We start from the raw sequence: 12,494 nt of genomic DNA, 5'->3' as shown, positions 1-12,494 counted from the left end.
CGTTTTGAGTACGAATGGAGGCGACTGAACTGGTGGGATATGGATGAAGATATCAAAAACACCTGTCCTTTCAGTAGCGCTCCATAGTAATACCCATGAGTATATAGGTATATCATCTTCCTATCATCCGGATAAGAAGTCTATGGCAGTGCTGTCCCTATTCGACGACAGCCCCAGCAGTTCACTTTGATGAGTGCAACAACTTCGGCATTCGATCCTTTCCTTGCAGGTCTACGGCATCACCCTCACTGCAGGTACTCTTATCTCATGCACCTCTACTTTAGGACGTTCTCAACACAGGGTCGAAAACGTGAGGCTCATCAAAACACAAGCGGCTTTGAGGATGCTACCTCAAAACCGCTTGATGTGATCGCAATCACATTATTTTTCGGGTAAACATCGGCTTGATAACCTAGCTGTTACAAGCTGATGATGTTTACGCTATACCAGCTTGGTTAACTCAGGAATCGCGTCAAACAGATCCGCTTCTAATCCATAGTCAGCAACTTGGAATATTGGCGCTTCTGGATCTTTATTGATTGCCACAATCACTTTAGAGTCTTTCATACCTGCTAAATGCTGAATTGCACCTGAAATTCCAACCGCAATGTACAAATCTGGCGCAACAATTTTACCGGTTTGACCCACTTGTAGATCATTGGGTACGAAGCCGGCATCAACAGCAGCGCGTGATGCACCCAGCGCACCACCAAGTTTATCGGCAAGCGCTTCTAAAATGGCAAAGTTTTCACTACTAGCTAGGGCGCGACCACCTGAGACAATCACCGAAGCACTACCAAGTTCTGGACGTTCAGACTCTGTCAGACTTTGAGATTCAAAACTCACTTGGCTATCAATCACGGTATCAATTGTCGCCAATTCAGCACTGCCATCACTTGCGACAGCATCAAAGGCACTTGAACGAACTGTCATCACCTTCTTGGCATCAAGGCTTTGTACCGTTTCCATGGCGTTACCCGCATAAACTGGACGCACGAAGGTATCGTCGCTCTTAACTTCAACCACTTCAGAAAGCTGAGCCACATCCAGCAACGCTGCAACACGCGGCAGTACATCTTTACCCAAGGTTGATGCACACGCTAGAACGTGAGAATAATCGCCTGCAAGGCCACTGATGAGTTCACCGAGGTTGTCAGCCAGGCCATGAGCATAAGCGGGTGCGTCAGCGACCAAGACCTTCGCTACCCCATTTAACTTTGCCGCTTCTGCGGCGGCCGCTTGGCAATCAGCGCCAACAACTAAAACGTTGATATCACCACCAATCGCTTGTGCACAAGCAACAACTTTAGCGGTATCAGCTTTTAAACTGTGGTTATCGTGTTCTGCTATTACTAAAGTTGTCATTAGATCACCTTCGCTTCATTTTTTAATTTATCAGCAAGTTCTTCAACTGAGCCCACCATAATTCCAGCTTGACGCTCCGCCGGCGACGTGACACTAACAACCTTTTGATGCTGTGCAAGGCTCACACCTAAACTCTCAACCGTAATGGTATCAAGCGGCTTACGCTTAGCTTTCATAATGTTGGGTAACTTGGCATAACGAGGTTCGTTTAGACGTAAATCTGCGGTAATGATACCTGGAAGCGGCATCTTAATGGTTTGTAGGCCACCGTCAATTTCACGGGTTACCGTGGCAAATCCATCGGCAACTTTTACCTCAGATGCAAACGTCGCTTGCGGTAATTTCGCTAAAGCAGCCAACATTTGACCAGTTTGATTATTATCACCATCAATCGATTGCTTGCCTAATAAAATAAGCTCTGCTTGCTCATTACCTTGAATAGCATTAAGTAGCTTAGCAATAGAAAGCGCACATAAGCTTTCATCAGTCTCCACGTGGATACCACGATCTGCACCCAGTGCCATAGCTGTACGTAACTGCTCTTGAGCCGCTTTAGGTCCGATAGTGGCAACAACAATTTCACTCACTACGCCCGCTTCTTTTAGGCGAACTGCTTCTTCAACGGCAATTTCACAAAATGGGTTAATAGCCATTTTTAGATTTGCAGTGTCGACGGCAGTGTTATCAGCATTCACTCTGACTTTTACATTTGCATCAACGACACGTTTTACTGGCACCAAAACTTTCATAAGGCTTCCTTTTATACGTCTCTCGGTCTCATACAATGGTACAGCTTAGGCTATACAGAATAGCTGTCACTTTACGTGCTGTTAACGTTAACGTCAACAGCAATTCAAACGCTCGTTTGTATTGAGAACTTGCCGTTAATAAAAATTTGCAAAAAATAACCGACTATTTATATAAATTAACTATTTTCTGATTACTTTTTGTTTATATAAGTACATATTTTGAACTTTTATTTGATTATCAGTTAAATCCTTTCTATTATTAACCATGATACAAATAAACAAAGTTACATAAATAGGACCACTATTATTATGAGCGATTTTTTAGATATATTAACTCACGGCCGTCGCTTTAAAGCGGCAGTTAAAGAGTTATCAGTTGATGAATTAAAAGAGCTAGCGGGTAAGCTTGATAAAATCATCACCGACAGGGAGGCAAAAATTGCCGCTGAATCTGAAGCATTAGCGGAGCGTAATGCCAAGATTGAAGAAATTCGTAAGCAAATGGAAGCAGTGGGTTTATCTGTTGACGACCTAGGCGCAGCAGCATTAAAAGCAGCACCTAAGAAACGTGCTCCACGTCCAGCAAAATATAAAATTGAAGTTAATGGTGAAACCATTACTTGGACTGGACAAGGTCGTACACCGACCGTATTCAAAAATGAATTAGATAAAGGTCGTAGCATGGATGATTTCTTAATCTAAGCTATCATTAAACCTTGACCCATTAAGCCGAATTATGATGATTCGGCTTTTTTATATTCGCTATTCTGCAGACACTATCAGTAACAAATCCACTTTGGTATTTCCGCTTTATTTACGATATTCTTTGACAACCTAGATCAAACTTGTCTACCTACTGGATATATGAATAACAATAATAAAACAGTGCTTACCTGCGCTTTGCTAGGTATCGCCCTCAGCCCTAATGTACAAGCAAACTCACAACTAACTGATAATACACCTAAATTAACCGCACTTACCCAAGCCCGGCTCATGCTAGAACCGGGAAAGCAGCTCGATAACGCCACCTTACTCATCGAGAACAACAAAATTAAAGCCATCATCAAAGATAATGATGTGCCTCAAGGGGCATATGTCATTAACTTGCAAGGTTATACTATTTACCCCGGCTTTATTGACCCGTTCACCGAATATGGCATCGACTTTGAATATCCTGAGCAAAGCCGTTCTGGGCCAGTAACCGATATCAAACGTATTGGTGGTAACGCCGAAAATGGTGCAATTCATTCTCAGCAAAATTGGGTAGATTATATATATCCGGATAAAGAAGATGCCAAAACCTGGATCAATAATGGCTTTACTTCGGTGCAAACCGCCATTCATGACGGCATTTTCCGTGGTCGTGCCGCCACAGTGTCCTTGGCAGATAAGAAAGCAAATGATGTTATCTATAATGCCAAATCTAGCCACTTTATGGCATTTGACAAAGGCAGTTCAATTCAAGATTACCCTAACTCATTAATGGGCAGTATTGCCCTTATCAGACAAACATTTTCGGATGTTAACTGGTACAAAAACAATATCGAAAAAGCGCATGCTAAGCAGGCAAAACAAACCATTGAATATAATGCTGCATTAGCAAACTTGACCAATATTGATAATGAACAAGTACTGTTTGAAACTCGCAACCTAAATAACTTATTACGAGCAAGCCAGTTATTAAAAGGTGCAAAAATAAAAGCAACATTAGTTGGTAATGGTCGTGAATATGCGCGTATAAATGAAATTAAAGCCAATCAATATAGTTTGGTCTTGCCACTGGATTTTCCAGCAGCACCAAACATCGCTGATGCAGACAGTGAGCGCGACATTCCACTAGCGAACTTGAGACACTGGGAGCAGGCACCGAGCAACCTTGGTGTAGTGGCTCAATCAGGTGTACCTTTTGCTGTAACTCAACATGGCATCGAAGCTGAAGACTTCTGGCCTCGAATTCGTCAAGCCATCAACGCTGGATTAACAGAGCAACAAGCGCTAGCCGCATTGACAACTGACGCGGCAGAAATGGTCGGTACCGCGGACTTTGCTGGGAAATTAAAAGCCGGTTACACCGCAGATTTTGTTATCGCTAAAGGTAATTTATTTGTCGACGGTGACATACACGCAGTATGGCTTCAAGGCAAACCACAACAGCTTATTGACTCTAGCCTTGCCCATCTAAATCAACAGTATTTAATCCAACTTAACGAGCTTAACTTAAGCTTAGATATTGACGTTGGCGAATCACTAAGTGGCGCATTAAGTAGCGGCGAACAAAGTATCAGCCTTAATGACGTTAACTATCAATCTGGTCGTCTAACCTTTACTGCTAACTTGACAGAAGCTGGTTACCCTGGCGTTAGCCGCTTTACCTTGTGGTTTGACGAGCAAGGTGTTCGTGGCCGTATGCTCGATGCAAATAACCAGCAATCTCCGCTTGCAGGAATCGCAGCGCCCAAACCTGTAATGGATTTAAGTGAAAACGATGAGCAAGCAATATCTTATGTATCTACCGTCACTTCTCCAAACGTTGCCTATGGACTGACCGAGCAGCCAAAGTTCGATAAAGTGCATATCAAAAATGCGACGGTTTGGACGTCGACCGAAGCAGGCATCCTTGAAAATCACGATGTGATCATTACCCGAGGCAAAATTGACGAGATAGGCGCTTCCTTGAAAACCCCTTCTGGTTATCGCGTTATTGATGCTAACGGTAAACACATCACCGCCGGCATCATTGATGAGCACTCACATATTGCAATTAATGGCGGCACTAATGAAGCAACCGATGCCATCACCTCAGAAGTCCGCATTGGTGATATTCTCGATCCCGATGCCATTGCCCTTTATCGAGCATTAGCAGGTGGTGTCACCACAGCCCAGTTACTTCACGGCAGTGCGAACCCCATTGGTGGACAAGCTCAGGTTATCAAAACCCGCTGGGGAGCTACGGCTGAACAGTTAAAAATGACTCAAGCCCCTAGAAGCATTAAATTTGCCCTCGGAGAGAACGTAAAACAAAGCAATTGGGGAGATGATTATGACGAGCGTTTCCCACAAACTCGTATGGGTGTTAAATCTTTGTTTGAAGAAGCATTTAATGAAGCTAAAGCATATCGCCAAGCGAAACGTGAGTGGTCAAAACTGCGTTCAAGTGAAAAACGTCGTCAAATAGCGCCAAGACCTAACTATCGTTTAGACGCGTTAGTTGAGGTGTTAGCCGATGAACGGGATATTCATATTCACTCCTATGTGCAATCGGAAATCTTAATGTTCCTGCGGCTAGCCGAAGCTTATGGCTTTACTGCCAATACCTTCACTCACATTCTCGAAGGCTATAAAGTCGCTCAAGAGATGGCAGAGCATGGTGCCAATGCTTCAACATTTAGTGATTGGTGGGCATACAAGTTTGAGGTTTATGATGCCATCCCGCAAAACACCTGTTTGATGCAAAACAAAGGCGTATTAACCAGTATCAATTCTGATGATTATGAAATGCAAAGACGCCTAAATCAGGAAGCTGCAAAATCGATGATGTACTGCGGTATGAGTGCGACAGATGCTTGGAATATGGTCACGATTAATCCCGCTATCCAGCTCGGTATTGATGAGTATGTCGGCTCTGTGGAAAAAGGTAAACACGCAGACATCGTGCTATGGAGCGATAACCCATTGTCTGTCTATGCCACTGTCGAGTCCACATGGGTTGATGGGAAGCAGTACTTTAATAAAGAGAGAGATAGACAAGCACAAAAAGCGATTAACACGGAACGTGCTGCATTGATTCAAAAAATACTTAATCGCGATGAAAGCGCAGAGTTAGGCACGCCAGAAGTTATCACACAGGAACCAGAGTGGCACTGTGACACCCATTATAACGCATGGGGTCAATCGCACGCTGGAGAGGTAAAATAATGAAAAGAATAATCACCTTAGCGGCAACACTGTGTGCCACAATGTATGTTAATGCCCATGATATGGTGCCAGCTCCCGCGCAGTCGCAAGATATCTTGATCACTAATGCCACTGTTCACTCCCCCTCTATTGGGGTGATGAACAACACAGATATTTTGATCCAACAAGGCAAAATCACCGCTGTTGGTCAAGCGCTAAAAGCTGATAACGCTAATATCATTGATGGCACCAATAAGCAGGTTTATCCCGGAGTTATCGCCCTTGATACCAGCCTAGGTTTAGTTGAAGTAGAAATGATGCGCCCCAGCAACGATGTGTATGAGGTCGGGGAAAGCAATCCACAAATTGTCGCCGTGAGTGCTTACAATCCTGACTCAGAAATTATTCCTACGGTTAGAGTCAATGGTATCACCCACGCACAAGTGGTGCCCCAGGGCGATCTATTAGCAGGCCAGTCGTCGTTAGTATCGCTTGATAGCTGGACTATTGAAGATGCACTGGTGCCATCAACTCAAGGGTTCCATTTATACTGGCCATCTATTCGTCGACTGTCGCAAGATAAAGACCAACGCAAAAAGCAATTAGATGAATACCAGCAGCAGTTACAACAAATTCAGCAAGTGTTCGCCGATGGTCAACGCTATTTTGTTGCCAATAAAGAAGAACAAACCAGCAAGATTGATCTTCGCTGGCAGGCACTAAAACCTCTCTACCAAGGCCAAGCCCAGCTGTTTGTACATGCCAACAAACAGTTGCAAATTGAAGAAGCTGTCGCGTTAGCAAAGCAATATCAATTTAAACTAGTGATTGTTGGCGGCTACGACAGTTGGCGCATGGCGGATATTTTAAATGAGGTCAACGCCAGTGTTGTCTACACACGCACCTTTAGCTTACCAATGCGTCATGATGAGCCGTTAGAAATGAGCTTTAAAATTCCGGCTTTATTGGCTGAGGCAGATATCCCTTTTGCCCTTGGATTTAGCTCCGACTGGAACAGCCGTAACCTGCCCTACGCGGCTGGTCAAGCTGCAGCTTATGGCTTAACAAAGCAACAGGCTTTAAGTGCGATAACATTAGATGCTGCCAAAATATTGGGCGTAAAAGATATGGGAGATATCGCGGCCGGTTATAGAGGCAACCTAGTGATAGTCCAAGGAGATTTACTTGATCCAATGACTAATAAGGTTGAGCAAGTCTTTATTGATGGACGTAAAATAGATTTGAATAATCGCCACCAACAGCTTTATCAAAAGTATCTAAAACGGTAGAATTTTCAAAGCCGCCTTAAATAAGGCGGCTTCCTTTAATTGGTTATCAAAAAACAGGCACTTTTATGAAAATTTACCTTCCCCTCATCGGCACATTATTATTAAGTGCATGTGCAGGTAATTACACATTTAATAGCAACCTCAATGGCGAAGCTATTGATGAATACTTTAAAGCGTCTGATGTCACGGTTTTCAACGAAGGTGAGCAACCAAGATCGCCTTATGAACTTAAGGGCCTAGTTGAGGGAGAGTCCTGTCAAGTTGGGGCTGACGATGCACCCGCATCTATAGTAGAAGCCCGTACTATTGCCAGAAGAGCTGCTGCCGACAAAGGCGCCAATGCCATCATGGTTAAGAAGTGTGCGGTATTTGAAGAGCGCACAGAAACCTGTTTTAGTCGCGCTTTTTGCGTCGCACAGGCAATTTCATTGACAAATTCCACCCAGCAATAAGCTGAATCAAGTTTCATGGCATTCACCAATCAAGTACAAGCGGTGGCGATTTGTCGCACCCCCTATAAACAGAAGTTCGGCATTCCCCGTCAACCTGGCTTAGTAAAATCGGCCCATGGTTATGTGGAGCTACAAGCACCTTTTAATCACATCGATAGTGTACGTGGACTAGAGCAATACTCACATATTTGGCTGTTATTTAGCTTTCATGAGAATCTAGCCCAAGGGTGGAAAACCACTGTGCGACCGCCACGTTTAGGTGGTAACGAAAAATTAGGCGTATTTGCTACCCGTTCAACATTTAGACCCAATGGCATCGGCCAGTCAGTGGTTGAGCTTATCGGTGTTGAACAGCTGAACGGTAAGGTACGTTTAAATATTGCTGCGATGGATTTACTCGACGGCACCCCTATTTTGGATATTAAACCTTATATTCCGTTTTCAGATGCAATAACCAGCGCCCAAGGTGGTATCGCCCATGAAGCGCCGCATACGCTGCCGGTTAACTTTTCAGAACAAGCGATTGCAGATATTCACAGCGCAAAGCAGAGCCATCCGAACCTCCAAGCATTAATCACTGAAGTCTTGTGCCAAGATCCGCGGCCAGCCTACAAAAGAGCTAAGCAAGACCTCAAACAATATCAGGTTGCGTTATACGATAAAGACGTATTATGGCATGTAACAGATGATGGCATTGTTGTGGATGCCATTCGACCAGGTGTAGTGTAAACCGACAAAGTTAAAATGGACCATCTAAAGCTGGTACAGATATGACCGACACAGAAAATGCAATAGATTATCGCTCGCAGCACAAGCGTCGCTTAGCCTACATGCCTTGGCTGTACTTTTCGCTAAAACCTAAGCATTTACAGTGGGCTCAGCCATGGCAAGCACAAATACAAACAGAATTAATGCAACTTGAAACCGTGCGTATCGGTCAAGACTGTTTTGTGGCACCGAACGTTAACCTATTTGCTGAGCCCGGCCGAGATATTCTTATTGGTAATCGCTGTATGATAGCTGCTGACAGCTTTCTGCACGGCCCCATTGAACTCGGTGATGAAGTTGCCATCAACCATGGTTGTTCCCTCGATGGTGGCAAAGGTAAGATAAAAATCGGCGCCAAAACACGCATTGCTAATAACGTCACTATTTATGCTTTTAACCATGGCATGAGCCCTGAACTTGCCATTTACCAGCAAAATGTCACTTCAAAGGGTATTGTCATCGGCGAAGATGTTTGGATTGGTGCACAAGCCGGTATTGTTGATGGCGTCACCATAGGTAATGGTGCAGTCATAGGTATGGGCGCCATTGTGACTAAGGATGTTGAAGATTACGCTATTGTTGCTGGTAATCCAGCAAAAGTGATTGGTGATAGGCGTAAAAAGCGTTAATTTTGCAAGCAATTAATAAAGGGCCAAACATCAGCGCTTGGCCCCTTCTGCACCTAAATCATCGACACTAGAATCGATTAGCAAATGTCAACACGACACTACTGCTATCATAGTCGTAAAAAAAGCTGTCTTTTTGGTCCAATTCAGTCCGGGTGTAGGCATACTTAATACCAAGATCCCAAGCTTTATTGAGCTGGTATCTGACCCCTGCTTCAGCGAGAAAATAGCTATCATTTTCCCACCCTTGATACTGCACATTTGTTTGCAAAGAAAAGTTCTGGGTCATATTCCAGTTAAGCTTAGCTGTCCCAGCAGGCAAGGCTTTCCAATCTTCTTCATTAGCATAACGTCCACCACCATCATCAACATCGACATCTAAACCTATCATGTGAACATATAAGCCCAAACCAACATCAAACTGTAAATTATCAGTCAGTGATAAACCTTTATAGACATTGCCGCCTAAAACCCAGTGACGATAGGCAGTAAGTACTTCGTCGCCAACACGATAATCTACACCATCAACCGTAAAATCTTTGGCAACTACACCACGACGCCGGGTTTCTGAAGGCAAGAACTCGGCTTCAAGGAAATCGCCACCGCCGAGTTGGTATTGATAATTAACATAAGAAAATGGCTGCGCTTCATCAATCAACTCATCTTGGGTTAAAAACTCAGCCGCGCCAGCTTGAGCAGAGCTGTCGGCAAAGTTAGTACCGACCCCTAGTTCCAATCGATGTTTAAGCTTTTCAATTTTTTGTGCTTTTTTAGGTTTTGACGATGATTCAAATGCTTCACCGGTAACCGTCACGCCCATCGCCATACCATCAGCGGTGGGGGTAGCATTGATATATACGCCTTCTGTGCGATAAGGAGAAACAAAATATTGATTCATCAAAAATGCCGTAGCGCCACCAGCGACCACATCACCTGCGTAATGACGGTTACCATGAATACGACTTGCGCCGACAAATGTCGCTGCTGCGTATGCAGGGATTCCCCAATATGCACCATAACGACTTTGTAAAAATGCAGCGCCGGAAAATGCTGCGCCAGTATGTCACGAAGGGAAAGAGTTCCAGCTACTTTCATTAGGTCTTTTACGACCAACGGTTTCTTTCACGCCATGGATAATAAGCTGGGTACTCAATGTGGCATAAGTCAGCTGTTTTGCGCCTTCAAAATCATCATGTAACCATGCAGCAAAATAACCTGTTGCTGGTAATAGGATTTGCAACATATCACCCGCTTTCACGATTGAGTCATTCACTGACCGGTTAATCTCGTTATCCTCACGTCCCACGTTATCATTAGCCAACACAGGGGCAGAGGCAAACGCAGCAAAAACAGCGGCAGAAACAAGAGTCAACTTCATTCGAAATCCCTATAAATAAAAACCAACAATATGCTGTGTTAAATAAGCCAGTAACACAGCCGCTGAAGCACCTACAGACTGTTTGTTAACGCAAACAACACACAGATAACGATATTAGCACACATGCCTGATATCGTTACAATATTGAGTGTGATTTGTGAAGGAATCCACCGATAAGTGCATTCATTTATCTGTTATTAGGACATTCTGTACTTGATGACGCTGTCATACGCGAATAGGTAACGACAACGCAGATGAAATTTGAGCGACAACTTAAACAGCAATATCAGCGACAACTTCAGCGACAAACAGTCATCTGGTGCGTCACTGAAGTTATGGCGTTCTCAGAACAACCAACACCGAATTACCTAACCGACAGCTAAGGTTTAGACGGCGTTGTTGAAGTTAATCAAAATCGCAAAAAAGGGCTTGCTAACATAGCAGCTATTCATGCTTAAAAACTTTCTCATGGTTAAAAATAGTACGAAAGACTCAGCTCGACTTTATGCTCATCATCAAACAAGCGCTCATTAGCCGCCGCATGTAGTCCATTTTCAGCACCTGTTACATTCGCTGTAGTTTTGGTATAGGTATGGGAAAGCTCAATCCAAGTGCGCTTGCTTGCGCTCAACGCTACGCCATAGCCAGATTTAATTTTAAAACAATCAACCCCTTCTACTGTCGCCCCCGCCAAGCCGCCGACGTTAAGGGACATATACTGCGGCTGTACGATCAAATATCCTGCTTCGCCTAGATCATAAGAACCAAATACATTGAACTGCATGCCATCAAGATCAAAGTGATGCTTAACGTCTTGCGATTCATAAGCTGTCGCCTGACCTATTACATAAGCCAAATTAGGAAACAGCGATAAAGCAGCCCATGGTGTCGCCACCTTAGCGATAACCCCTAGGGCAACTAAATCACTTTGAGGCGATTTTACTCCTGCGGTGGCTTTACTCCACCCTTTCATGTAATCAACCGACAGTCCGACTTGAGAAACAGTCTCCTTGTCTGTATCAATAACTTGAAAATAACGTAGGCGTGAGTTTTGATGGCCTTTGTCCTCATCTTGGGTGCCCACACTGTGCTCCACTAAACCAAGAAAACTATTGCCTTGGCTATATTGCCCGGCAAACCCTACCATCGCGTCCACGCGACCATGATTACTCACGATACCGCTGGCAAAGCTATTAACTTGAGTTAAATCTGATGGGTCTACTTCCGCTGTAAAGCCTGTTAATGGCGTAACTAAACAGACTAGCGCACTAATCGTTAAATAGTGACTAGGTGTTAAATAATGACTAATTCGCATATAGACTCCTATAGCCGCGGACACAAGACCCGTTCTTGTGCATCCAGCGCCATGGGTTAATGCTAATTAGTGTGCAGGATCAATCATTACTAGGCACCAACAGAACAATTGGTAGCGACTAGTAATGATTGAGTATTGCTTGGATTATCAGATTATTGCGTTAGTTGATAACTTTCGCCATAAGGTGAGCATCAACATACCTGCCACCTCTAAATGCATAAGCTTTCGCTGTGCCTTCAATTTCAAAACCAAAACGCTTATACAGACTAATCGCCACTTGATTGTCGGTATAAACTTCTAATTCAATGCGTTTGATTGCCAACCAATCGTTAGCAAGTACAATGGCTTGCTCAACCAATGCCGCACCAATTTTTTGCCCCCGACTTCGCTCGTCAACGGCCATACCGATATTAGCCACATGTTTACGCCTTGGACTACTAAAAACTTCCATGCCTAATTGCCCAACAATGTGGCCATCGACTTCAGCCACCAGCGAATAAAAGTGCTCATGGGGCCCCGTTAAGCGTGCAATCCATTTTTCCAAGCTTGGATGAGGCAACTGCAGCGTATTTGCATAACATGAAGGTTGCGCATATAGCGCCTTAATCGCGGCAATGTCATTGTTATCACTATGACGAATATGAACTTGCACTGTCAT

13 protein-coding genes and 1 riboswitch are annotated in these 12,494 nt (G+C 44.0%); of the genes, 7 read left to right on the top strand and 6 right to left on the bottom strand.

The features are described from left to right. Positions 1-66: 66 nt before the first annotated feature. Positions 67-286: riboswitch (Lysine riboswitch) on the bottom strand. 155 nt (positions 287-441) lie between these two features. Both ACHUFW_RS02535 and ACHUFW_RS02530 read right to left on the bottom strand, forming a co-directional pair. After that, a complete protein-coding gene (locus ACHUFW_RS02535) occupies positions 442-1,365 on the bottom strand; it encodes an electron transfer flavoprotein subunit alpha/FixB family protein (protein ID WP_394200411.1) in 924 nt (307 codons plus the stop codon). Continuing rightward, positions 1,365-2,114 carry an electron transfer flavoprotein subunit beta/FixA family protein gene (locus ACHUFW_RS02530; protein ID WP_394200410.1) on the bottom strand — a complete coding sequence of 250 codons (750 nt, stop codon included), beginning with the start codon at positions 2,112-2,114 and terminating at the stop codon, positions 1,365-1,367. Before ACHUFW_RS02530 ends, ACHUFW_RS02535 begins: the two co-directional genes overlap by 1 nt. A 309-nt stretch (positions 2,115-2,423) precedes the next feature. On the opposite strand from ACHUFW_RS02530, the gene ACHUFW_RS02525 reads away from it, so the two are divergent. From ACHUFW_RS02525 to ACHUFW_RS02500, 6 genes are all read left to right on the top strand, one after another. Beyond that, positions 2,424-2,816, top strand: coding sequence for an H-NS histone family protein (locus tag ACHUFW_RS02525; RefSeq protein ID WP_394200409.1), 393 nt, complete (start codon positions 2,424-2,426; stop codon positions 2,814-2,816). A gap of 162 nt (positions 2,817-2,978) precedes the next feature. Next, positions 2,979-6,029, top strand: a complete 3,051-nt coding sequence (locus tag ACHUFW_RS02520) for an amidohydrolase family protein (protein WP_394200408.1) — start codon at positions 2,979-2,981, stop codon at positions 6,027-6,029. Then, complete coding sequence (locus ACHUFW_RS02515; protein ID WP_394200407.1) at positions 6,029-7,297, top strand: amidohydrolase family protein; 1,269 nt, start codon at positions 6,029-6,031, stop codon at positions 7,295-7,297. The genes ACHUFW_RS02520 and ACHUFW_RS02515 overlap by 1 nt, the downstream gene beginning before the upstream one ends. A 65-nt stretch (positions 7,298-7,362) precedes the next feature. Beyond that, entirely contained in the window at positions 7,363-7,749 is a 387-nt protein-coding gene (gene rcsF / locus ACHUFW_RS02510) for an Rcs stress response system protein RcsF (protein ID WP_394200406.1), read from the top strand. Positions 7,750-7,764: 15 nt separating this feature from the next. Next, complete coding sequence (gene tsaA / locus ACHUFW_RS02505) at positions 7,765-8,478, top strand: tRNA (N6-threonylcarbamoyladenosine(37)-N6)-methyltransferase TrmO (RefSeq protein WP_394200405.1); 714 nt, start codon at positions 7,765-7,767, stop codon at positions 8,476-8,478. A gap of 41 nt (positions 8,479-8,519) precedes the next feature. Further along, positions 8,520-9,146, top strand: coding sequence for an acyltransferase (locus ACHUFW_RS02500; RefSeq protein ID WP_394200404.1), 627 nt, complete (start codon positions 8,520-8,522; stop codon positions 9,144-9,146). Positions 9,147-9,213: 67 nt separating this feature from the next. Here ACHUFW_RS02500 and ACHUFW_RS02495 read toward each other — a convergent pair whose 3' ends face one another. Both ACHUFW_RS02495 and ACHUFW_RS02490 read right to left on the bottom strand, forming a co-directional pair. After that, positions 9,214-10,041, bottom strand: a complete 828-nt coding sequence (locus ACHUFW_RS02495; RefSeq protein ID WP_394200403.1) for a DUF481 domain-containing protein — start codon at positions 10,039-10,041, stop codon at positions 9,214-9,216. A 165-nt stretch (positions 10,042-10,206) separates the two neighbouring features. Then, entirely contained in the window at positions 10,207-10,521 is a 315-nt protein-coding gene (locus ACHUFW_RS02490) for a hypothetical protein (RefSeq protein ID WP_394200402.1), read from the bottom strand. Between the two features lie 254 nt (positions 10,522-10,775). On the opposite strand from ACHUFW_RS02490, the gene ACHUFW_RS02485 reads away from it, so the two are divergent. After that, positions 10,776-10,904: a hypothetical protein gene (locus tag ACHUFW_RS02485; RefSeq protein WP_394200401.1), complete on the top strand. Its 129-nt coding sequence runs from the start codon at positions 10,776-10,778 to the stop codon at positions 10,902-10,904. 89 nt (positions 10,905-10,993) lie between these two features. Here the strand turns inward: ACHUFW_RS02485 and ACHUFW_RS02480 are convergent, their stop codons facing one another. Together ACHUFW_RS02480 and ACHUFW_RS02475 are read right to left on the bottom strand one after the other, a co-directional pair. Continuing rightward, on the bottom strand, positions 10,994-11,836 hold the full coding sequence (locus ACHUFW_RS02480) for a hypothetical protein (RefSeq protein WP_394200400.1): 843 nt from the start codon (positions 11,834-11,836) through the stop codon (positions 10,994-10,996). A gap of 160 nt (positions 11,837-11,996) precedes the next feature. Then, on the bottom strand, positions 11,997-12,494 hold the full coding sequence (locus ACHUFW_RS02475) for a GNAT family N-acetyltransferase (RefSeq protein ID WP_394200399.1): 498 nt from the start codon (positions 12,492-12,494) through the stop codon (positions 11,997-11,999).

This window comes from Shewanella waksmanii (genome assembly GCF_043643685.1).
Taxonomy (GTDB): domain Bacteria; phylum Pseudomonadota; class Gammaproteobacteria; order Enterobacterales; family Shewanellaceae; genus Shewanella; species Shewanella waksmanii_A.
Note: the sequence above shows the minus strand (reverse complement) of the source record. Positions and strands in the feature narration are given on the sequence as shown.

Bases quoted from the DNA above. Each gene is read 5' to 3' on its own strand.
- ACHUFW_RS02535 (WP_394200411.1), bottom strand. From the start codon at position 1,365: ATGACAACTTTAGTAATAGCAGAACACGATAACCACAGTTTAAAAGCT.
- ACHUFW_RS02530 (WP_394200410.1), bottom strand. From the start codon at position 2,114: ATGAAAGTTTTGGTGCCAGTAAAACGTGTCGTTGATGCAAATGTAAAA.
- ACHUFW_RS02525 (WP_394200409.1), top strand. From the start codon at position 2,424: ATGAGCGATTTTTTAGATATATTAACTCACGGCCGTCGCTTTAAAGCG.
- ACHUFW_RS02520 (WP_394200408.1), top strand. From the start codon at position 2,979: ATGAATAACAATAATAAAACAGTGCTTACCTGCGCTTTGCTAGGTATC.
- ACHUFW_RS02515 (WP_394200407.1), top strand. From the start codon at position 6,029: ATGAAAAGAATAATCACCTTAGCGGCAACACTGTGTGCCACAATGTAT.
- rcsF (WP_394200406.1), top strand. From the start codon at position 7,363: ATGAAAATTTACCTTCCCCTCATCGGCACATTATTATTAAGTGCATGT.
- tsaA (WP_394200405.1), top strand. From the start codon at position 7,765: ATGGCATTCACCAATCAAGTACAAGCGGTGGCGATTTGTCGCACCCCC.
- ACHUFW_RS02500 (WP_394200404.1), top strand. From the start codon at position 8,520: ATGACCGACACAGAAAATGCAATAGATTATCGCTCGCAGCACAAGCGT.
- ACHUFW_RS02495 (WP_394200403.1), bottom strand. From the start codon at position 10,041: ATGAATCAATATTTTGTTTCTCCTTATCGCACAGAAGGCGTATATATC.
- ACHUFW_RS02490 (WP_394200402.1), bottom strand. From the start codon at position 10,521: ATGAAGTTGACTCTTGTTTCTGCCGCTGTTTTTGCTGCGTTTGCCTCT.
- ACHUFW_RS02485 (WP_394200401.1), top strand. From the start codon at position 10,776: ATGAAATTTGAGCGACAACTTAAACAGCAATATCAGCGACAACTTCAG.
- ACHUFW_RS02480 (WP_394200400.1), bottom strand. From the start codon at position 11,836: ATGCGAATTAGTCATTATTTAACACCTAGTCACTATTTAACGATTAGT.
- ACHUFW_RS02475 (WP_394200399.1), bottom strand. From the start codon at position 12,494: ATGACAGTGCAAGTTCATATTCGTCATAGTGATAACAATGACATTGCC.